Source organism: Eubacterium sp. LMAG:50 (assembly GCF_008680265.1).
GTDB lineage: Bacteria > Bacillota > Clostridia > Lachnospirales > Lachnospiraceae > Eubacterium_U > Eubacterium_U album.
This window is the reverse complement of the sequence record NZ_NALP01000007.1, coordinates 739,675-762,447: the sequence shown is the minus strand read 5'-3', so window position 1 is coordinate 762,447 and position 22,773 is coordinate 739,675. Positions and strand designations below refer to the sequence as shown.

The 22,773-nt window shown below is 32.0% G+C and carries 22 protein-coding genes and 2 tRNA genes; 1 reads left to right on the top strand and 23 read right to left on the bottom strand.

Features of this window, described 5'->3' with window-relative positions:
- Positions 1-65: 65 nt before the first annotated feature.
- Positions 66-269 (bottom strand): transcriptional regulator, encoded by a 204-nt coding sequence (locus tag CCC31_RS08680; RefSeq protein WP_022088450.1) that lies wholly within the window; start codon positions 267-269, stop codon positions 66-68.
- Positions 270-424: 155 nt separating this feature from the next.
- Here CCC31_RS08680 and CCC31_RS08675 point away from each other — a divergent pair, with 155 nt between their 5' ends.
- Positions 425-751, top strand: coding sequence for a helix-turn-helix domain-containing protein (locus CCC31_RS08675; protein WP_117910773.1), 327 nt, complete (start codon positions 425-427; stop codon positions 749-751).
- Between the two features lie 175 nt (positions 752-926).
- Here the strand turns inward: CCC31_RS08675 and CCC31_RS08670 are convergent, their stop codons facing one another.
- The 22 genes from CCC31_RS08670 to CCC31_RS08565 form a co-directional block, all read right to left on the bottom strand.
- Positions 927-1,370, bottom strand: coding sequence for an Rrf2 family transcriptional regulator (locus tag CCC31_RS08670; RefSeq protein WP_117910260.1), 444 nt, complete (start codon positions 1,368-1,370; stop codon positions 927-929).
- Between the two features lie 518 nt (positions 1,371-1,888).
- Positions 1,889-2,719, bottom strand: coding sequence for a carbohydrate ABC transporter permease (locus tag CCC31_RS08665; protein ID WP_290850920.1), 831 nt, complete (start codon positions 2,717-2,719; stop codon positions 1,889-1,891).
- Positions 2,720-2,728: 9 nt separating this feature from the next.
- Positions 2,729-3,613 carry a sugar ABC transporter permease gene (locus CCC31_RS08660; protein ID WP_022088454.1) on the bottom strand — a complete coding sequence of 295 codons (885 nt, stop codon included), beginning with the start codon at positions 3,611-3,613 and terminating at the stop codon, positions 2,729-2,731.
- A 20-nt stretch (positions 3,614-3,633) separates the two neighbouring features.
- On the bottom strand, positions 3,634-4,947 hold the full coding sequence (locus CCC31_RS08655; RefSeq protein ID WP_260979027.1) for an extracellular solute-binding protein: 1,314 nt from the start codon (positions 4,945-4,947) through the stop codon (positions 3,634-3,636).
- Between the two features lie 119 nt (positions 4,948-5,066).
- Positions 5,067-6,617 carry a response regulator gene (locus CCC31_RS08650; RefSeq protein ID WP_290850917.1) on the bottom strand — a complete coding sequence of 517 codons (1,551 nt, stop codon included), beginning with the start codon at positions 6,615-6,617 and terminating at the stop codon, positions 5,067-5,069.
- A gap of 92 nt (positions 6,618-6,709) precedes the next feature.
- A complete protein-coding gene (locus tag CCC31_RS08645; protein ID WP_290850915.1) occupies positions 6,710-8,464 on the bottom strand; it encodes a histidine kinase in 1,755 nt (584 codons plus the stop codon).
- A 433-nt stretch (positions 8,465-8,897) separates the two neighbouring features.
- Positions 8,898-8,981 (bottom strand) — tRNA-Leu (locus CCC31_RS08640).
- Positions 8,982-9,000: 19 nt separating this feature from the next.
- Positions 9,001-9,082: transfer RNA gene (locus tag CCC31_RS08635), tRNA-Tyr, on the bottom strand.
- 224 nt (positions 9,083-9,306) lie between these two features.
- Complete coding sequence (locus tag CCC31_RS08630) at positions 9,307-11,331, bottom strand: glycoside hydrolase family 13 protein (protein ID WP_117910266.1); 2,025 nt, start codon at positions 11,329-11,331, stop codon at positions 9,307-9,309.
- A 455-nt stretch (positions 11,332-11,786) separates the two neighbouring features.
- Positions 11,787-13,595 (bottom strand): ATP-dependent zinc metalloprotease FtsH, encoded by a 1,809-nt coding sequence (gene ftsH, locus CCC31_RS08625; protein WP_022088890.1) that lies wholly within the window; start codon positions 13,593-13,595, stop codon positions 11,787-11,789.
- A 94-nt stretch (positions 13,596-13,689) separates the two neighbouring features.
- Positions 13,690-14,211, bottom strand: coding sequence for a hypoxanthine phosphoribosyltransferase (gene hpt / locus CCC31_RS08620; protein ID WP_022088891.1), 522 nt, complete (start codon positions 14,209-14,211; stop codon positions 13,690-13,692).
- A 20-nt stretch (positions 14,212-14,231) separates the two neighbouring features.
- On the bottom strand, positions 14,232-15,677 hold the full coding sequence (tilS, locus tag CCC31_RS08615) for a tRNA lysidine(34) synthetase TilS (RefSeq protein ID WP_022088892.1): 1,446 nt from the start codon (positions 15,675-15,677) through the stop codon (positions 14,232-14,234).
- A gap of 62 nt (positions 15,678-15,739) precedes the next feature.
- Positions 15,740-17,443 (bottom strand): SpoIIE family protein phosphatase, encoded by a 1,704-nt coding sequence (locus CCC31_RS08610; protein WP_290850909.1) that lies wholly within the window; start codon positions 17,441-17,443, stop codon positions 15,740-15,742.
- A 490-nt stretch (positions 17,444-17,933) separates the two neighbouring features.
- Positions 17,934-18,302, bottom strand: coding sequence for a septum formation initiator family protein (locus tag CCC31_RS08605; RefSeq protein ID WP_022088894.1), 369 nt, complete (start codon positions 18,300-18,302; stop codon positions 17,934-17,936).
- Complete coding sequence (gene yabQ / locus CCC31_RS08600; protein WP_290850907.1) at positions 18,269-18,736, bottom strand: spore cortex biosynthesis protein YabQ; 468 nt, start codon at positions 18,734-18,736, stop codon at positions 18,269-18,271. Before yabQ ends, CCC31_RS08605 begins: the two co-directional genes overlap by 34 nt.
- On the bottom strand, positions 18,733-19,017 hold the full coding sequence (gene yabP, locus CCC31_RS08595) for a sporulation protein YabP (protein ID WP_243003062.1): 285 nt from the start codon (positions 19,015-19,017) through the stop codon (positions 18,733-18,735). Before yabP ends, yabQ begins: the two co-directional genes overlap by 4 nt.
- A 210-nt stretch (positions 19,018-19,227) precedes the next feature.
- Positions 19,228-19,470, bottom strand: coding sequence for an RNA-binding S4 domain-containing protein (locus tag CCC31_RS08590; protein WP_022088897.1), 243 nt, complete (start codon positions 19,468-19,470; stop codon positions 19,228-19,230).
- A gap of 234 nt (positions 19,471-19,704) precedes the next feature.
- Positions 19,705-19,977 (bottom strand): HU family DNA-binding protein, encoded by a 273-nt coding sequence (locus CCC31_RS08585; protein WP_022088898.1) that lies wholly within the window; start codon positions 19,975-19,977, stop codon positions 19,705-19,707.
- A gap of 265 nt (positions 19,978-20,242) precedes the next feature.
- Positions 20,243-20,791: a stage V sporulation protein T gene (gene spoVT, locus CCC31_RS08580; protein ID WP_022088899.1), complete on the bottom strand. Its 549-nt coding sequence runs from the start codon at positions 20,789-20,791 to the stop codon at positions 20,243-20,245.
- 130 nt (positions 20,792-20,921) lie between these two features.
- Positions 20,922-21,215, bottom strand: coding sequence for a hypothetical protein (locus tag CCC31_RS08575; protein ID WP_022088900.1), 294 nt, complete (start codon positions 21,213-21,215; stop codon positions 20,922-20,924).
- Between the two features lie 171 nt (positions 21,216-21,386).
- Positions 21,387-21,884, bottom strand: coding sequence for an SseB family protein (locus CCC31_RS08570; RefSeq protein WP_118565701.1), 498 nt, complete (start codon positions 21,882-21,884; stop codon positions 21,387-21,389).
- A gap of 84 nt (positions 21,885-21,968) precedes the next feature.
- The gene (locus CCC31_RS08565) at positions 21,969-22,751 is read right to left on the bottom strand and encodes a glycosyltransferase (protein ID WP_022088902.1); all 783 of its coding nucleotides are present in this window, start codon (positions 22,749-22,751) and stop codon (positions 21,969-21,971) included.
- Between the last annotated feature and the right edge of the window lie 22 nt (positions 22,752-22,773).

The following is a 22,773-nucleotide window of genomic DNA, read 5'->3' as shown; positions in this document are numbered from 1 at the left end:
CACCTATCTCATATCCCTTGGGTTAGTTAAATGCAGATTTGCTCTTATTTTCTTATCTGCAAATGTTATCTCATATCTTTCGGGTCCAAATGCAGATAGGAACATAGTTCTAAGAATTCACCTGCGCTAAAATCCGCATTATTATCTATGAATTCTGACATATGTATCCCTGTATCTTTTTCTATCTGGGCAACTGAAATTTTATTACGTTTTATATACTCAACTATATTTTCAGATACCCTGCTATTACTTTTCTTTTGATTATTCATTCGATACCACCATTCTCGTTTCCCAAGAAAATTTTACTAATATCTACATTATATTCTTTGTTTAAGAGAATTGCAATGAAGTTTTTTCTTTGTAAAAGAGAATTTGTTGACGTAAATTTTTTCTTACTATATTATTGAAAAGAGAGGTAAATAAGATGAAGAATGCAAAGATTTCTGAAGTATTAAAAAATTATAGAAAGTTAAACAAATTGAGTGTGCGTGATGTATCAGGTATACTCAAAGAAAAATCTTTAAACGTTGCCGAAAAGACCATATATGGCTGGGAAAGCGGTCAAACTCAACCTAATGCTGATACCTTGCTTATGTTATGCGAAATTTATAATATTGAAAATATTTTAGGCACTTTTGGATACACGGATGAAGAACCTATTAATCTTACAAGTCACGAAGTAAAATTAATAAAACAATACAGAAACCATCCTGAAATTCAGGATGCTGTTAATAAATTATTAGACGTGTAATTTTATTATAATAAAAAAGTCGGAGCATTTATACCTGCCTCCAATTGTTAAATTAACTAATGGAATCGGTACAAACGCTCCGGTTTTTTAACCGAATTATTATGAATCACATATATAAAGAGCAGACGCTTTTCATCTGCTCCACTTATTTTATGTTGTATTTATTTAATTTAGATTAAATACAATAGTCATTTGTTTGATTTTCTTCTAACTGCCACTGAACTAAATCTGCCAATGTAATATTATCAACTACATCTTTTACTGCATCATTTATCTTCTGCCATACTCTAACAGTTGCGCATCCTGTCATTCTTTCACATGGTTCTGCATCATCTTCCACACATGCAACAGGAGCTAATGAGCCTTCTGTTAATCTTAAAATCATTCCTACTGTATATTCTTCCGGTTTTTTCTTTAATAAATATCCACCCTGAGGTCCTCTTGTACTTCTTACATAGCCGGCTTTATTTAAAACTGAAATAATCTGTTCCAAATATTTATCAGATATTTCCTGTCTCTTTGCAATATCTTTTATACTTACCGGTGTATTTCCCTCCGAATGTTCTGCAATATCAAGCATTAATCTCAATGCATATCTTCCCTTTGTAGAAATTTTCATTATATTTACATCTCCTATTAGTTTTCATTATTTAACAGATGCCTAAATTTATAATATAAATTTATTTTGCGTAATCGTTAATTAAAATTGCAACAATTATAACGTCAAATACTTCTCAGGCATCTTTTGTCTTCAATAATATAAATATATTATAGAACATAATTCATACTTTTTCAATAGGAATTAAGAAGTATTTAGTGTTTTATCTTTTAAGCAACCTTCTAACAGCCTCCAAATCTACTCTTTTTATACCCATAAAGAAACTACCGCTTCACAAATCTACATTTGTAAAGCGGTAGTACCATAAAAAAGAAAACTATTAGTAATAATTGACATAACAATTATTAATGATAACCTATATAATTAATTGGTATGATAAACAAACTATTGAGAGTTCTAGTTGATATGTTTATCAATACTAATTATATAACATTGTGTTAATAAGATATCTTACGGATTGTTTTGTGTAATACACTTTCACAATACCTGCATCCATAAAATTATTTGGATAAATTAATTTATCCTTTTACTGCACCTACTACCAAACTTTCCTGTACCTGCTTACTTAAGAAGAAGTAGATAATAATTGTTGGCAATGTTGCAATTACCATACCTGCTCCAATTAATCCCCATTCTGTCGAATACTGTCCGGCAAGTGACATAATACCTACAGGAAGTGTTCTGAACTCATCACTGTCAACAAATGTATTTGCTAACATCAATTCATTCCATGTTCCTAAGAATGTAAATATTGAAGCTGTTGCAATGGCTGATTTAACCATTGGGAATATGATTTGTATAAAACATTTAAAAATTCCGCATCCATCAATATAAGCCGCTTCTTCCATTTCTCTTGGAATTCCTTTATAGAAACCTACCAGAATCATTATACTCATAGGAAGCGCTCCGGCAATGTAAGGAATTAACAATCCTAAATATCCACCTTTAAGTCCCAGTCTATCTAAAATCTGAAACAATGGTAACAATGCTGCCTGCGCTGGTATCATAATTCCAATCATAAATAACCCATATACAAGGTTTCTTAATTTCCATATCATTCTTGAAATGGCATATGCTGCCATTGATGAAATTATTCCTGCTGCTACTACCGTAACCACTGAATAAAATACTGAATTAAGGAAATATCTGATTAAATTTGATGAGCTCAATGCTGTCACATAATTATCCCATCTCCATACATGAGGAAGTCCAATTACATTTTCACCAAATATTTCCGTGTTGCTTTTTAACGAAAATGTTATAAGCCAATATAGTGGAAACAACTGAGTTAAAGCAATTAATAATAAGACAGCAAATTTTATTGCTCCCATAATTTTTTTCTTTTTCATTGTGCCCTCCTATACTGCTGAAACATTCTGCTCTGCTTTTTTAAATATTCTGTTAACTATAAATGTAAATATGAGACACTCTATTACTATAAAGAACGCCTGTGCACTTCCATATCCATACAAACCTTTTCTAAATAAATTATTGTACATTAGCGTAGCGGGAACTTCACTTATGTGGTTTGGACCTCCACCTGTCATAACATAAACAAGGTCAAAGGCTCTTAATGATCCGGTTATTGCAAATATTACACATGTTTTTATTACCGGAACAAGTAAAGGTAATGTAATTTTCATATGAACCTGCAACGTTGACGCTCCATCTATCTGAGCTGCTTCATAATAGTCTGTCGAAATAGACTTTATACCTGCATAAAAAATAATCATGTGATATCCTATGTACTGCCATATAGATGGAATCAAAACTGTCATAAAAGCATCTTTTGTAAGCCAGGAATGCTCATATTTAGGATTGAAGTATCTGACTACGGTGTTAATTACACCGTAGTCATTATTAAACATTTTAAGCCACAACTGTCCTATAACCATACTTGATATTACAACCGGAATAAAATAAACCGTTCTAAAAAATCCGTCACCTTTTACTCCTCTTGATAATACCAAAGCTAAAATTAATGATATAGGTAACTGAATAAATACTGATGCCACTACAAGAATCAAAGAGTTCTTTACTGCAAGTGGGAAATATCTGTCTTCAGTAAACAATTGTATGTAGTTTTTTATACCAATAAAGGTTTTTGTTCCAATTCCATTGTATTCAAAAAAACTGTAAATTCCTGACGTAACTAATGGAATCAAGGTAAATCCTAAAAACAATAGTAGCGCCGGTAATATAAATATTAATATGTATTTCTTATTTCCAAGCATTTTTTCCATAACACTACCTGCCTCACTTATTATTTACCGTTAATAGCTGCCTTATGTTCATCTATAAATGCATCAATGTCTGCGCCATCTGCAAATAATGTCTGAACCTGTTCATTATGTACTGCTGCCGGTTCTGATTCTAATGATGTATCCCAAGCAAGTACACCCTGTTTTCCTTCTGCTAATAAATCTTTAATCTGGATAAATAATGGGTTTAAGTTGCTTTCATCTGCAGGAGTTGTCCATCCACTGAATCCTGATCCTGTTTCATATGAAGCTACGCCCATTTTTTCATTAATGTAAATACAGAACTTAGCTGCTTCTTCTTTGTATTTAGTGTTATTGTTAACCCAGAATGATTCAACGAATCCACCACAGTAATCTGTTGCTTCACCTTTTCCATCTGCGATTGTTGGAATCTTTAATGCTACTACTTCTTCAGGTTTAATTGTTGCTGCATCGTCTGTGTATACATTGTTTGCAAACCAGCTTCCCATAAGTCTCATAGCTGCTTTTCCATTTTCAAATGCTGCATTTGCGTCATCATTTCCCTGTTCTAAAGGATTGTCCCCAAATGCTCCCATTTCATATAAATCACTTACTTTCTGTGCTGCTTTCTTGAATCCTTCATCTCCGAATTCTTTCTTTCCTGATAACATTTCGTTAACGCCTGTTGCACCTACTTCTCTTAAAGCTAATGCCTGATATACGAATGCTGCATTCCATCCGTCTTTAGCACCTGCTGCCATTGGTGTAACACCATCTAATTTCTTTAATTTCTTAACTGCATCTACTAATTCATCGTATGTAGTTGGTAATGTAGCTCCTGCCTTGTCAAACATTGTCTTGTTACAGAATAATGTCATATACCATGAAAACATTGGTACTGAATATAATTTTCCATCAAATTCAAATGCTGATGTTGAACCTTCTAAAATCTTTGACTTAACATCATCAGTTACATAGTCATCTAATGCCATAACTTTTCCTGCATCAACTAACTTCTTTGCTGTACCTGCACCCCACCAATAGAATACGTCGATTCCTTTTGCGTCTCCGGCAAATTCAGCGTTAATCTTTGTCTTGTAAGCTTCTGTATCCAAAGTTTCTGTCTTAATCTTAACACCTGAATTTTCTTTTTCGTAAGCTTTAACTGCCTCTTCATATTTGCCCTTAAGTTCATTAGTATCATTTGACCACTGATGCCATACATTTAATGTAATTGTACCGTCGTCATTTTTAGCATCGCTGCTACCACCTTTGCTACCACATCCTGCCATTGAGAATGCCATTGTTGAAGCTAAAGTAAGCGCCAACACTTTCTTAAATAAATTTTTTCTCATTATAAATCCTCCTCAATTTATTTGATATTCAAAGTATACTTAATCAGATTCTCTATCTCAATTTAATATTTTGACTAAAAAAGGTTAAAAATTTTACTATAAATTTTTAACCTTTTTTATTAACATCTGTATTCTTTTACTGTCTTTCCTGTCTGCTTTTTAAAGCAAATGCAGAAATAATGTGAATCTTTAAACCCAACTTTTTCCGCAACTTCATACACTTTTAAATCAGTCTGCTTAAGAATTTTTTTACTTGCCTCTATTCTCTTTTCAGATACATATTCTATAAAACTGACTCCGTACGTCTTCTTAAACTCCCTACTTAGATAACTTTCATTTATATATAAATCCGTCGCCGCTTTCTTTAATGAAAGTTCTGAATTGTATAAATTTCTATTAACATACTCTAAAGCATCTTCTATAACATTTTTATTACGTTTAGATTTTTTTTGATTATGATATTCATAAACAATTTTAATATATCCTTTGGCACATTCTAAGGCATCTGTAACACTTCTAATCGCTCTTACATCCTTAAAAACGTCCTCTTCATTTATTAACTGATACAAATTTGCTCCATATTTGTTAAGTGTAGCTCCCGCTCTTAATATAATTGTCATAGTCATCAGTTTCAAATATTCCTCGTCAGCTATCCTGCCTTTTTTTATCACTTCAATATAACCTTCAATATACTTTAGCACCTCTTCTTCCCTGCAATTATTTATAGCTTCCGCAAATTTATCCCAGTCAAGTTCTATTTTAGAATTATTTTGCTTCATAACCTCCTGGTATTCAGAATATGTAACCACTCTGTTTCTTCCAAGCAAAACTGAAACTCCAAGCGCCTTATCTGCCTGACCATATGCCGATGCAATGCCACAAAATCCTATATTTTCACCACTTATTCCGATGGTTGCGGTTATTCCAATCTTATTTAATTTTTTATGCAATGCTTCTGCATAATTAATGCATTCATCCAAATCTTTATTTACAACATAAATTATTATATTATGCATAAAATGAACAAACGAAATCATATTGTCGTTATTTTGATTTTGAACTAACTCATAAACTTTTTTATAATTTTCCTCTTCCTGATTATCTTTAATTTTTACATCTATGCATACACAACCATCAAGAAGTTCTTTGCAGTTATATGTATCCATTTTTTTCACTGCTTCTTCTTCATCTATTCTATTTTCAACAAGCCTTAAAAGAAAACTTTCTTTTAGTATGTCATAATTATTCTCCATGCTTTCTTTTAATTTAGCCACCTCTGTAGCCTCTTTGTTTCTCTGGTTAATCTCCTCTTTTAATTTAGCCATCACTTCACTTATTTCTTTTATGTTAATTGGCTTTAAAAGAAATTCGTCAACACCTAAATTGATAGCTTTTCTTGCATATTCAAATTCCCTGAATCCTGTTACAATTACAACCCTGCATTTAGGATGTGCTTTCAATAGTGCTTCAGTAAATTGTAGGCCATCCATTCCCGGCATATTAATATCAGTCACCACAATATCCACCTCATGATAATTTATATATTCCAATGCCTCTTTTCCGGACGCTGCTTCCCCTACAATCTTAAAACCATTTTCTTCCCATTTATATCCTTTGCGAATTAAAACCCTCTCTAATTTTTCATCATCCACCAACAATACATTTAACATAATTATTTCTCCGATTTTTTGCTTAATTTAATGTATTTCCACTTTACATTTATACTATTTTGTCTGATTGTACATTTACACTATTGCAAATCTTACTCTGATTTTATCTTACCTACAGTAACAATTATTTCTGTTCCAACACCTATTTCACTCTGAATTATCATTGGATTCTCTATTTCATCCATTAACTTTATTCTCTGTATTAAGCTATAAAGTCCAAATCCCGATTTTCCAGTAACAGATTTACCTTCCATTATTTCCTGTATTCTTTCTTCACTCATCCCAACCCCATCGTCAGATACAATAAATATTATTTCATCATCCTGTTCAAATACTTTTATATTTACAGTTCCTTCTTCTCCATTTAGTCCGTGATGTACTGCATTTTCCACTAAAGGTTGAAGTAAAAGTTTAAGAACTTTCTCTTTTTTTACCGATTCTTCTATTTCATAATTAACTTTTATCTGATTGTCGTATCTCATGTTTAATATTGTAATGTAACTTTCGATACTACTTATTTCATCCTCAACTTTTATATAATCAAGTCCACTGTTTAGACTGTTTCGATAAAAATTTCCTAACGCCTGCGTCATCTGGAAACATTTTTCATTTTCCTCCATTAATGCTAATGCTGAAACCGCATCTAAAGTGTTATATAAAAAGTGCGGATTTATCTGCGCCTGTATTATGTCTAACTTGCCTTTTGCAATAATTCTTTCTTCATCCTTTATTTTTCTCATTAAAGATTTAACAGACAAAATCATATGGTTAAATACTTTTTTAAGGCTTGTGATTTCATTAGCATTATCTTCAACAGGCATTGTCACAAATTCACCGTTTTCAACTATTTTCATATGTTTTTCTACTTTTGCAAGTGGTTTAAATATGAGATATGTAAGTAACATTGAGCATATAAATACAAATGCAACATTTAAACACATAATTATCACTATCACTGTCGAATAATATGGAGCTAAAGATGTAATGTTATCCAATGAAAATACTCCGATAAGTTTCCAATCCTGTATTCCTATATCCTGACTTACAACAACACTTTTTCCGTCTTTATTATTTACTTCCATGTACTCCTTAGACATATTTTTTGCAATTTTTGTATACTTTTTAAAATCACGCTTTTTGTCTTGAGGCTCAATAATATAATTTCCTTTCGAATCAACTATGTAGAACTGATTCTTGTAATAATTACTAACCTGATTAAAATAGTCCTGCAATACTGAATCATCAAATGTTATTAGAAGTGTAGCCAAAGGTTTATAATCTTTCTTATCTACAATCTGTCTTACATAGCACAGATAATCATTAGGTGAATAATATTCTATTGTTCCATCGCTTCCGTTATAGAAAAATCCATTTCCATTTGCTTCCTGCATTTCCTTATACCAATTTGTATCCTGAATTTGCTTATTTATTTTTTTTGGTGGTCTCTTATAAGAATTATAACAATTATTATATTTATCAAATATATATACTCCGGAAATGTATTCTCCGGATAATATCATATTAAACAAACTCTTTGTTATGTTTTTTTGATAATTTAAATTAATATTCTCTGAATTTATTTGTCTTAAAGAATCCTGTACGATATCGTCAAAATATATCTGTGTTGAAAATTGAGTTACATTATCAAAAATAAGCGCTAAATTACCCTGAAGTGCATTAACTGTCTGCACTCCTGCCTTACCAACTTCAATTTTCGTATATCTTCCGTTTACAGCTGAAATTAATGTAAACGTCATTATAAATGACAATAAAAGAACCGCAATATAAGTCAGAATAATCTGCGTTCTTATCTTTGCGTTTTTCCATTTTTTTAATAATTTATACACTTTTCTCTCCACCATACATTATATTACAATTTTCTTTAAAAATTGTTTATGAACTTCATCTGTCATTTTTTAGTACTTATAATTTTTTATATTATTTATGCTGTTTCACTCATATACATAAACATACTTTATAAACCTATAACTGCAAATTAACTTATATAAAGTTCATGAACATTTCCATGTCCAATATAACAAATACCCTCCTTTTATAGTAAATGATTAGGGCCAAAATGTAAATATTTACTATTTTTTATTGTAAAACAAAAATGCCTGCAACCTCTTTTTCTATAAAGGATTGCAGACAATATAATTTCCATCTCGCTGATGCGGCATTCGCCGCATCAAAAAAAGAACAGATTCTTTCTGAAAACTAGCTTTCTAAAGAACCTGTTCTTTTTTTGTGTATGTGAACTCATTGCTTCGCACATATGTATGCCGGCGACCGGAATCGAACCGGTACGATATTGCTACCACAGGATTTTAAGTCCTGCGCGTCTGCCAGTTCCGCCACGCCGGCGAACCCGTTGAATAAATAATGGGCAGAGAAGGATTCGAACCTTCGAAGGCGTTGCCAGCAGATTTACAGTCTGTCCCCTTTGGCCACTCGGGAATCTGCCCATTTGTTTCCAACAATAAATATTTATACCATAATTTTTTTATTTACGCAACCATTTTTTCTACTAAATCAAGCTAAATCAGGCACCATCAAATACTACATAATTGACATCCTTTTTTCCAAGTCAAATACTTGTCTATATTATGAAATTGGCTATTTATACATTAAGAGAGGAATTTAACAATGGTGAAACTTTCATCTATATATTGTGGGTTATTACACACATCTATTTTGTTCTATAAACTACCGCGCTACATGCAGGAATGGTAACTGCTATATCACCATTTTCTACCATTACCGGAATTCGACCCACATTATACAATTCCTCAGATGTTTCCATTAATCGTTCCATTACGTTTCCATTTGGAATGTTTAACTGCCAAACAGGAATTTTCACATTGATTTCATGGTCTGATGTATTGATAGCTGTTACTGTGCCATTTAATGCATCAAATCGTCCATAACTTAAATAATTGTTGCCCCAGTCTAATTGCTTGTAAGAACCTTTCTTCAATTCATCGCAATGATTGTGTATAAAAATCATATCTCTGTAAAATTCGATTAATTCAAAATCTTCTTTGCCCCAAGGATATGTTCTTCGGTTGTCCGGATCTGTCCATCCACACACGCCGGCTTCATCCCCATAATACAATGTTGGTGCTCCCGGCAGAGTCATCTGCATTACGACTCCCTGTTTAAATATGGCTTTCTTTACATTTTCATTTGCCGCTTCTGCTCCTGCAGTTGCAATTCTTCCAGCCATACCGTTTGTTCTTGTCATAAATCTTGAATGATCATGATTTGACAATTCATTCATTGCCACTAATAACGACTGATTCTGGAATTGCGCCATATGATATTTCATTGCATCATTAAAGCTGTGGGCATTTCCCTTAAGTTCCGGCTTTACATTGTCAGAATGTTTATCAACACCTGTTAAAAACCAGCTTACAGGATCCATGAACGCATCATAATTCATTACCGTATCCCATTGGTCGCCCTTTAGCCATTCTCCCGCTTCGCCATAATGTTCTGCTAAAATAATTGCATCCTTATTTGCTTCCTTAACTGCCTTTCGGAATTTACGCCAGAATTCATGATTAAATTCACCACTATGTCCCAAATCAGCTGCAACATCTAATCTCCATCCATCAACATTATAAGGAGGTGAAACCCACTTTTTTGCAATGTCTAAAATATACTGTTGCAACTTTTCACTATCTTCATAATTAAGTTTTGGCAAAGTATCAAATCCCCACCATCCTTCATATGTTGAATTGTGAGGCCACTGACCGCCATTAAATTTAAAAAAAGAATTATATGGGCTGTCCTGAGAAATATATGCACCTTTCTCATAGCCATTCTCTTCTCTATAAATTTCCTCGTAATCCATCCATTTGTTAAAAGAGCCACAATGGTTAAATACGCCGTCAATAATCACTTTAATTCCACGTTTATGAGCCTCTTCTACTAATTCAATAAACAATTCGTTACTTGCTTCAAGATTTTTCTTATTTGTAACTCTTGAAATGTATTTTGTTGCCTTTGAATTATCTGTCTCTCCATCTTTTAATACATCCCCCTCATCAACAACTATTTTTCCAAAATGAGGGTCTATATAATCATAGTCCTGTGTGTCATACTTATGGTTTGAAGGAGATACGAACAACGGATTAAAATAAATAGCCTTTACGCCTAATTTTTCCAAATAATCCATCTTATCTATAACTCCCTGTAAATCACCACCATAAAACTGTCTGGTATCGTCTGCTGCCGGATTTTCATACCAGTCTTCAATTTTTTCTACGCCTTTTCCAATATACGCATATTCATTTGTTTCAACATCGTTTGTTTTATCTCCGTTGCAAAAACGTTCTACATATATCTGGTACATAACTGCACCTTTTGCCCAATCCGGTGTATTAAATCCGGGTGTTATTGAAAAGTCATAAACATCTGAGTAGCTTGTATCAGCTCCTGCTATATTGTAAAACAGGATTTCATTTCCATCTATCTCAAATCTATATCTATAACATCTGTTTTCAAGGTGAATTCTTACAGTATAATACTCAAATATTTCATCCTGATAACATGATGTCATTTGAATTCTTTCATTATCAATAATTATATATACTTCATTTGCCATTCTATGGCCTACGCGAAGTATAAAGCTATATTTATCTGTCTGTTTATTGTATCTGCAAAACTGTTCTGTTCCGTCATGAAAAATAGAATTTCTATTATGGTTCATATTGTTCTCCTAAATATAAAACTATATAAAATTTCCTAAAAAAAAATCAGGAAATAAACATTACTTTTCAACTATCTGTTTGTAACTGTCATATATATTATTTCATATATTATTCAATATCTTATTCCAAACCTACTCACTAAATTATATTACATATTTGCATAAATTGGTGCTATTTATTTTTATACAAACAAAAAGGACAGCTGCTACTGCTGTCCTTTTCGGAGAAGGTATTCGTTTTTTCTTTGGGGTGTAGCAAAAAAAACTATATAATGTATTGGGGGGTTTTACAATAATTATTATAGCATAAAATCAACTGTTGTAAAGCGTTTTGTTACCGATAACAACACTTTTTATCTTTTGCACAATTTATTATTGTTTATTATTGTTTTTTATTAGTATTTTACACAATTTCTTGTTTTTTAAAACATTTTTATTAGTCATTATTACTTTTGTTAAAAAATACTTTCGAATTCCTGTTGGTTTATCTTCTCTTTTTCGATCAACATTTGAGCACATTTTTGTAATTGTTCCATATGATCTTCGATAATTTTTTTAGCATCTTTGTAACATGTATCAATGATATTTTTTACTTCTTCATCAATTACTGATGCTGTATGTTCTGCATATCCTTTTGACTGTGCTAAATCACGTCCAATAAATACTTCTTCAGAATCATTATCATAATTTATTAAACCTAATCTGTCAGAAAATCCATATTTTGTAACCATTGCCTTAGCCATTGCAGTTGCCTGTTTAATATCTTGAGATGCTCCTGTTGTAATATCATCAAGAATTATTTCTTCTGCAATTCTTCCACCAAGGCTTACCATTATTTCCTGAATCATATGTCCTTTTGTATCAAACATTTCATCTTTTTCAGGTAATGGCATTGTATAACCTGCTGCTCCTGCTCCTGTTGGAATAACTGAAACCGTATGAACAGGTCCTACGTCAGGCAATACATGGAATAAAATTGCATGGCCTGCTTCGTGATAAGCTGTAATACGTTTCTCTTTGTCAGAAATAATTTTACTCTTCTTTTCTTTTCCAACCCCAACTTTAATAAGTGCTTTATCAATATCTTCCTGAATAATAAATGCTCTGTCAGATTTTGCTGCAATAATAGCCGCTTCATTTAAGAGGTTTTCCAAATCAGCTCCTGTAAATCCTGATGTAATCTGTGCGATTTTTTTCAAATCAACATCCTCGCCTAACGGCTTATTCTTTGCATGAACTTCAAGTATTCCCTTTCTGCCTACAACATCAGGTCTTCCTACTAATACTTTTCTGTCAAATCGTCCCGGTCTTAAAATAGCCGGATCAAGAATATCTACTCTGTTAGTAGCTGCCATAACAATGATACCTTCATTAACACCAAATCCGTCCATTTCTACAAGCATCTGGTTTAATGTCTGTTCACGTTCATCATGGCCACCACCCATTCCTGTTCCCCTTCGTCTGGCAACAGCATCGATTTCATCGATAAATATAATACATGGTGCATTTTTCTTTGCTTCCGCAAATAAATCTCTTACTCTGGAAGCACCTACGCCTACAAACATTTCCACAAAATCAGAACCTGAAATTGTAAAGAAAGGCACCTTAGCTTCACCTGCAACAGCTTTTGCTAATAATGTCTTACCTGTTCCCGGAGGGCCTTCTAATAAAACACCCTTTGGAATTCTTGCTCCTAAATCTATATATTTTTTAGGATTCCTTAGGAAATCTACAATTTCTTCAAGTTCTTCTTTTTCTTCAATAAGACCTGCGACATTTGAGAAATTAATATTCTTAACATCAAGTACAAGTCTTGCGCGGCTCTTACCAAAGTTAGCCATTTTTGCATTGCCTGCATTGGCACTACCATTCATAACCATAATAATAACAATTACAACACCTGCCATTAATAGCACCTGTATAATTGATATCATCAATGAATTATCACCTGCAACATCAGTAACTGTAGGCTTAACATCTGTATCTATTTCATCTATATCACTAATTACTTTATTTACATCTGTTACATATACTACTTTTCTTGATTTATCCTTTGATAAAACAACAACAATACTTCCTGATGGTACCTCATTATTTTGTCTGATTGTAACTTCTGATACATTTCCAGCCTTTAAATCAGTAATAAAATCATTATATTTATAATCACTGTCTTTCGTTGAAAATATTGAAAATGCATACATACCTACAATCATTAATGCTATAACTATAAAGTAAATTCTAAATCCTCTTGAACTATTCTTCAATTTTTCACCTCCTATGGTAGTATTTTGTATCGCTGTCAGTAAAATTTCACGCATCCGTCATCTTAATCGGAGGCAAATTTTTTTGAATATTAAATTACTCTTCAACAACGCCTACAAAAGGTAAGTCTCTGTACTTCTGGTCGTAGTCAAGCCCATAGCCTACTACAAATTTATCTTCTATTTCAAACCCTGTATAATCAACATGAACATCTACTTCTCTTCTTGATGGTTTATCAAGAAGTGTTGTTACTGCAATGCTTGCAGGCTTTCTTTCTTTTAACAACGGTATTAACTTGTTTAATGTATTGCCTGAATCAATGATATCTTCAACAACAATTACATTTAATCCTTCTATGTCATGATCCAAATCTTTTTTGATTTTAATATCACCTGTACTTACAGTACCTGAGCCATAACTTGATACACTCATAAAATCAAGAGTTACCGGTATTGATATTCTCTTTGCTAATTCGCATGTATAAAAAACGCTTCCTTTTAGGATACAGATAAGACGAACAGATTTTCCCTTATAATCTTCGCTAATCTGCTTTGCAATCTCTCTAACTCTTTTATCAATTTGTTCTTCACTAATCATTTCCTCGATATGACTTGCCATTTTCTTCTCTCCTTTGTTTTTTAATTATAAAATTCAATCTTAATTATGTTTCTAGTATTACTGTTGACTTTATAGTAACTACTCATTCTATATCCGACTATCCACACTATATGATTTCCATCGGCCAATAGTAATACTTTATCTCTGTCTTCTTTAGGAATTTTTTCATTGATAAAATATTCTTTCAGTTTCTTTTTACTTCCGAAATCATTTACTACAAGGTAATCACCCTCTTTACGATTCCGTAAGGTTAACGAACCTATTTTATCACAATCAATCCATTTAGTATACAGTAATTCCTGTATATCATCTACTGAAAATCCGTTGTTTTCGAAGTCTATTTTAAATTTTCCATTGTACGGATTCTCGTTTATAAGTTCATTATTTACAATAATTGGAATCTCCTTAATTTTTTCAATTTTTATATCGGATAAATCCGAAAGTAGAATTCCCTTATACTTTTTTATTGCTTTGATATTATAAGGCAAATTAACTGACTTTGACACTTCAAGCTTTGCCAAATTTATAATACTTTCAACGTGCGCCGCCGTTACATCTTTTAATTTTCCTGCTTTTTTCTCAATTCCTTTTCTGACAATCCTTTTTGCTATAGCCGGATGAATTTCAAAAGCCTTTAATGAGATGAATATTCCTTCTTCATTTTCGTCTACATATTCATCATATGTCTTATTTGTTTCAATCTCTAAATAATCTTCTATTTCTCCTAACATTTTTCCGGCATTTACAATATTATATTCAGCTTTTTTATTTATATTTTCTTTTATATACGGAATCAATTCTAATCTAAGCTTATTTCTGCTATATTCTGTCTCAAAATTTGTTTTATCTGTCCTATATGATATATGATTTTCTTCAAGATATTTTTCAATCTCTTTTCTTGATACACAAAGCAGTGGCCTTACAATGTTATCACGCTGCATAGGGATACCCGAAATTCCTTTTATTCCGGTTCCTCTAAAAAGGTTAAACAAAATAGTTTCACTATTATCATTCAAATTATGTGCCACCGATATTTTATTTGCATTATATTTCTCCTGCACTTTTGCAAAACATTCATATCTGCAGACTCTTCCTGCCTCCTCCTCTGACATTCCTCTGGCTATTGCCTCTTTTTTAGCATCTATGTGAAAAATTTCATACGGAATATGCTCTTTGTCACAAATTTTTCTAACATATTCCATATCTCCATCTGCTTCTTTGCCTCTGATATGATGATGTACATGAACCACTACAAGTTTTAAATTAATAAATTTGCTTATTTCTTTTAGTACATATAGCATACAAATGGAATCAGCGCCTCCGGATACTCCCAGAACGACGCTGTCTCCATTTTGCAGCATATTGTTTTCTTTAATAAAATTCAATACTTTTTTTATCATATTTTTAATATACTGTATGCTTATTCTAAAGTCAAACAACCCGGTTAAATCGTTTAATATTTTCATCTATCTGTTACTTTGATTGTCATAAAATACCTTAAATCAATAATTTATGTGATACTCTTTGTTTAATGCTTTCGCCATATTCCTGTCACAAGAACCGTCATATCATCTTTTGGCACTCCACCCGACAGTTTTATCGCCTCATTCATAATAATAAGTGCCATTTCTTTTGGATTATTACTCTCTATATCCATTATCACATTTGCCATCTCCTTTTCTTTATCATCGCACTGCAATGATTCCACTATTCCATCTGAAATCATTATTACAAAATCACCGTCATACAATTTTTTAGTTATAGTCTCAACATCCACCTCATTTAAAACTCCTATTGGTAAAGATGTTGACTTTATACATTCTACCCAGTTCCCTCTTTTTATAAACGTGCATGCAGCACCTGACTTCAAAAATCTACATGTTCCCGAATATAGATCAATCATTCCCATGTCGACCGTAGTAGAAATATCCCATCCGCTTTTTGTCAGCAAAACCGAATTAATAAGCCTTAATATTGTATTTTCATTCAGTCCACTGTCCATAAACTGTTCCAATAAATCAATTATGATTCCACTATACTCATTTGCAACACTTCCTGAGCCCATACCATCGCATATGCTCATAAATGTCTGCCCTTTATCTAACACAAGATACGTAAAATTATCCCCTGAAACCTGTTCATTTCTTTTAACTGTTTTTGCACTCCCCTGTAATGTGTGAAAATTCACCTCCTCTAACAACTGAAATTTTCCATATTCTAATGGTATATTTCCATATTCTAAGTTTACCATTCTCATCTTTTTGCCAACCACCCGACTTATTATATCCGTCATCATTCTAACCGTAGCTTTTGCCCTCTTCTTCTTTTTGGCATAAAACTCTACTTCTATATATTCTTTTTCATTTTTCACCACCCTTATTTTCTTTGCATATATTTTTTTCTCTCTGAATTTTCGTTGTATTTTTTCTGCCATTCTGTCTGTAAGTAAATCTTCACTAATTGCCGGTCTCAAAAATTTTTCCACGATTTTACTTACTTCATTGAATTGTGATGCCATGGCTTCCCTCGTTTCCACCATTTTGCTAAACCACAAATAATTAAGCCTTGCCCTTTCCATATACTGTATTTCACTATTCGCACATCCGCTACACACACACTCATTTATATGATTTTCCAAATATTCGTTTTGAAAATTTTCATTATACTCACTGTTTATATACTGCATTTTAGAAGCTATTCCCTTAAAAGCTTTCGCCGTTTTTAACACCTGCTCCGCATCTACATTTTGCATACCATCATCTATTGGCGATAATTTTTTCTGAACCATAAATTTATTTATTCCATATGCAAATATTATGGTTGTTGACCAGTTAAGCATTATTATCGGAATATATGTAAGCATTTTAAATGCACTCCAATGAAGCGACGCCATATTATTCATATAAAAATCTGCTCCCTCCATAACAACCATTGTCATAACCGAAATTCCTGCCAAAATAAACGGATTTGGATTCTTTGCCCATTTCTTATATAAATTAATACACACATATGTCATCAAAATTATCATTGTATACTTGCACATTGGCAAAAATCCCTGATAAAAATATATTCCCCCTGCCATAACCGGTGCTATCACTACTCCAAATACGGGCAATATGTTTCCCGCACTATACCATGCCAAAGCTATCGGATTACAGCCAAAAAATGTAATTCCTGTTACTGCCCAGGATATCATAAGTAAAAATAATGGTTTCAATACCTTTTGCGTCATTAATCAATCCTCCATTTTTTTATTGACAACAGTATATCGGATGTCAATATCCAAAATTGTCGAATCATAACCTTATGTTCCTTAGACTTTTTGACATTTTTTCCTTTTAAACTTTTATAGACCGCCTTGGTCAAAAGGTCTAAGTTCACATGAATTTGTTCATAAGCGGGTTAAAGCCAAATTCATATAAACATCAAGTATATTATACAAACATGAGCTTACTCATAAGTAAATAAAAGACTTTTTAATCTGTCCAAATACGAGCAAAAAAAAGAAGCTGACCTTTAAAGTAAATGCAAAAAGTTAAATTATCTTATAACTATTAATTCCATATACTTTTAAAATCAGTTTCTTTTTTAATTATATAGAAAATAAATCTCTTAAAAAATTAATTTTTTATTATATTAATATAAACATCTTTAAAATTGGTTTCTTTTGTATTTAGGAAAATTTACTTCGTAAATCGCTTTCTTACTTATTTCCTATAGCTTTAGTCTTCTGGCTTAAAGATTACTTCATCCGGATACACTAATCCCATCTTTCTTGCCATTTCTTCTATATATTCGTCTGTCTTAACGTAGTCTTCTTTTTCTTTTAATTCATCTGATAATTCTAATTGGTCATTATATTCCTGCGTAAGTTCTTTTTTCTGTTTCTTTAAATCTGATAACGTTCCATATGCATTAAATGTCTGTACAAGTAAAATAGCACATAACATAATAACTACAAGGCTTATTCCAACTATCATGCCTCTGTTATCGTTTTTTTTCTTACTCTTACTTACTCTGCTCACTCTGGAAGTAGCAGTGCTTTTCCTTGGTTTTCTTACCTGTTGTCCGTTTTGCTGTCTGCGTTGCATGCTTTCCTGTGGTTTTCTTTTTTCCGACATCTACTCACCTTATTTCCTTTTGCAAACTTTTCTTCTATTTTCGTCTTTCTTAGTTTAATTCGTTTCCCTGCTTTTTTCAATGGTTTTAATAAAGTTCTAATTATCTTTTCCAAAACTTTCGAAATTTTCAACACTAATTTTCTTCCTACTATTATTTCATAAACTGCCATTGCCAAAAGCATTCCAAATATAGGATACCATCTTAAATTTCCGTAATTTTTTTTAATCAACATACTAAAAAATATGTAAGCTACACATATCCAATATATAAAATCTTCAATAACCACTCTAATAAAATGTGGTTTAATAAGATTTCTTATTATCCTTATAGCATCGTATACAATTGCAAATATTATTCCGCAATACAGTGAAGTAAAAAGCAAAATAAGTTCATCTTTAATCATTTAAACATCCTTTTAAGCATGCTTTCTTTTTTTCTTTTATATGATGAGATTTCAGAATATTCCATGCTGTCCACAGTTCCTTCAATCTCTAATTCCCCTTTTTCTATACTTAACCTATTTACTTTTAAATCCTCACCTTTAATAGTCAGAATTCCCATTGTCGTTTCAAGTAATACCTCTTTTGTATCAAAAGAAATAACATCCTCGACCCCTGTAATCTCCATTGATTTCCTGTTAAGCATCATAAGTTTATGAGCTTTGGAAATATTATCATTCTCCACTAAATCACCCACATAGCTATACTTACATAAATATATGAAACTCTTTTTTTATTTATACTAACTAAAAAAACAATCCGTAGGTATCAAAGCTAGAGCTTTTGACCCAAACATCTAAGTTTATATTTCTATCAAATATTTTCTGTATGGGCTAATTTAGGCACTCTTTTATTAGATGCATTAGTACATTTATATTTGTATACTATCTTAAATTTATGTCAAATCTTTGTACATTTCTGTAGCTTCTTCTTTTTTTACAGTTTCATTCAAATTTAATACCTGAACTTTAACCGTTCTCTGTCCAAATTGAATTTCAATTACATCGTTAATCTTAACATCGTAAGAAGCTTTTACAGGTTTTCCATTTACTATTACTCTTCCTGCATCACAAGCTTCATTAGCTACTGTTCTTCTTTTAATAATTCTTGATACTTTTAAGTATTTATCTATTCTCATGTTTCCTCCTGATTTTGTTGTTAATTAGATATCCTTTTTTCTGCTATTATATTCATTAACCGGATATCTTTTCTGTTTTGCACAATTACATTATTAATTACAAATCTTATATTTTATTGTAAATTTAATTATTTTATAATTTATTTCTAAACTTCCTGATTAAAAAGTAGTATAAAATAAAGGGCTTTTGATAACAAAAGCCCTTAAAATCACTTATATATTTACTCTTTTAAATTAGTTAAGAGCTTCTTTTAAAGCCTTACCTGCTTTGAACTTAGGTACATTAGCTGCAGCAATTGTGATCTTTTCCTTTGTTGCAGGGTTGATACCTTCACGAGCTGGTCTCTTAGAAACTTCAAAGTTACCAAATCCGATTAACTGTACTTTTTCACCCTTCTTCATTTCTTCTGTTACAACGTCTGTAAAAGCCTTAACAGCCTTTGCTGCGTCTGTCTTTGATAATCCTGCTTCTTCAGCTACTGCTGCGATAAATTCTGTCTTGTTCATGTTTATATCCTCCTAAAAATTAGTTCAGAAACTACTTTAATTTCATGTGTTCCTGTAATATACGTTTTCCTCGCGTACTTCAATAAACTTTATACATCATTTACCCTTACTTTGTCAAGGTAATTTGCTTATTTTAAGGGGATTTCAGCCAAATTTTATGTGCATTTTTCATAAAACAATTTTTTTATTTTTTTCGAACTTTTACGACTTATTTTTTTTAGCACAAAATTTTGTCATTTTAATTGTATTTTTTACCCGTTTAAATTTAAGACTCCATTTGCTTTCCTAAAAAATTTGCTGCAACTGCCGCTAACTTTTGTTCAGTTACCGATATTGGATTCTTTATGTCTTTTCCAATTATTGCAACCGCACCAACTGCATCTCCTTCACAGATAATCGGATATATTACTTCACCCATAGATGGTTCTTCACCTTCCTCAATGATAGCTATCCCCTTTTTTAAACTATTATGAGTTGTAAAGACTTCACGTTCATCTATTAAGTTTTCTACATCCTTACTTATCTTCTTTCCTATGTTTTCTTTTTTAGCTCCACCTGATGCAGCAACAACCTGATCCCTGTCGCAAATCATAATCATTTGGCCTGATGTCTGCCCTAACGCTTCCGCATATTGTTTTGCAAAATTGTCAAGTTCTCCAATTGGTGAATATTTTTTTAAAATGACCTCACCATCTCTATTTGTAAAAATCTCTAAAGGATCGCCTTCCCTTATTCTTAAAGTTCTTCTGATTTCCTTTGGAACAACAACTCTCCCCAATTCATCGATTCTTCGTACGATACCTGTCGCTTTCATGTTATTATCCTCCATAACTAATCTTTTAAAGAATTTAATTTTTTCTTTAATGTAATTAAATCCTATTTTGCTAAATTTAAGTTATGGAGTTAGTATGTGGAAAACTTAAGATAATATTCTTAATTTTACTCTAACCCTGTAAGCCTGCTGACTGACGAATCATATCTTCAACTACAATATCGTAAATTTCTCCAATTGAGTTACAATATTCTAAAACTTTCCAAGGCTCATTTGTATGGAAATGAATTTTAATCAAATCTTCATCTCCTACTGCGATAAGACAGTTACCTTCAAAATGTTCTGTTATGTACTCTGATATCTCATCCTCATCTAAATCTTTATCTCTTCTGTCAATCAAAAGCTGTGTATCATAACGATATGCAAACTGATCTTCTTCTACATCAATACTATTAATTTCTGACATAATTATCACCTCTTAAATTTTGTTATATTTATAATTCTTTAAAATTATGACGTTGTGGTCAAAAGTCCCTTACTTTGATGACTACAGATTGTTCATACTGCACACTCCTATAATCCTACTCCTTTATGAGCAAGCTTATGTGGGCTTAAGCCTTTTGAACCTGGCATCATATTATTTTCCAATAATAATACTTATCAATCTCTTATCAAGCATTATTGTTTTGTTCCACGGATTAATTATAATTCCACTTATTCCATCTGTTTTTAAGGCTGTCACAAATAAGCTGTCAATGTCACTCATAAAAGTAGACATTACACTACCGCTTCCTTTAACTTCCTCATCAAAACTTGTAAACGCCATCCACCACATTCTTCCATCATCTGTCTTAATTGCCTGAATATTCAAATTCCCATCTGCTTTAGGTGGCTCAACCGCAATAATTAATCTGCCTTTTTCCTTCATTCTTCTTCGGATAACTGTTAAAGTATGAGCTAACATTTCCTGAGTGCTTTCCTGCTGCAATGCTGCAATCGCATTTTCAATCTTAATATTATCCTTTAAGCCCTCATCTTTCATATTATCCGAATTTAAATCTGTTCTCACATTTTCTAAATTATCCTGTGAACCATTCAAATCATCCGGCAAATTATTTTTTATCTTTTTACTCATTTATATTATAACCTCAATGAATCACATAATTAAAATCCTAACAATATACTAACGTTTTCATTGAACCTTCCACTCTTTAATAAATTACATATTGTTAGAATCCTGACCTTTAGCATAAAATTTTACTAATATCTTAACAATAAATTTAGGCCAGAATTTTGAAAACATAACTTCATCTTCATCGCTTCTCTTATTATCGGCAATAATGGCTGATGTTTCTGAATCTTCATGTATTCTATGTGCCACTAATGGCTTTTTGCAATAAATAAAGCTTCCTTTAAGTTTAGAAAGTTTCTCCCATGCCTGCCAGTCTTCATTGCTTCTAAATCCAACTTCAAAAATAGGATTTGGCAAATTTGCTCTGACATATCCTACTGAAGGGCAACAAATAGGTGATCCAAATGATAATATTCTTCTTCTTACAAATCTGCTGTTAAAAAACAATCTTGTCTTTAATGGTATAAGCATGATTCTTTTAACTTTAAGTAATTTGTTTTCTTTAACATATTCACCATTTCTAAGTTCCCAGTAATCTGTAAAGAAAATCAAAGGATGTTTGCTTCTTTCAAATTCCTTTAATAAAGTTTCTGTATACTCTGGAAAATATACATCATCCTGATGTGCAATTGTCACATAAGGAGTATCAATCTGTTTATATCCGAAATTCCAGTCTTGGACAATTCCTCCCTGACCTTCGTTTACTATCAGTTCTATATTGTGTTTTTTTGCCATATCAGCAATATACTCATTAGGTGTTGAAGTAACCATTTTAATTGTACTTTTTACTGTCTGTTTTTCTAATGACTGTATGCATTCCTCTAAAAAAGGACTTTCTTTGTATGCACATATTACAAATGAATGTTTCATCTTTCTTCTCCTAAAAACTCTG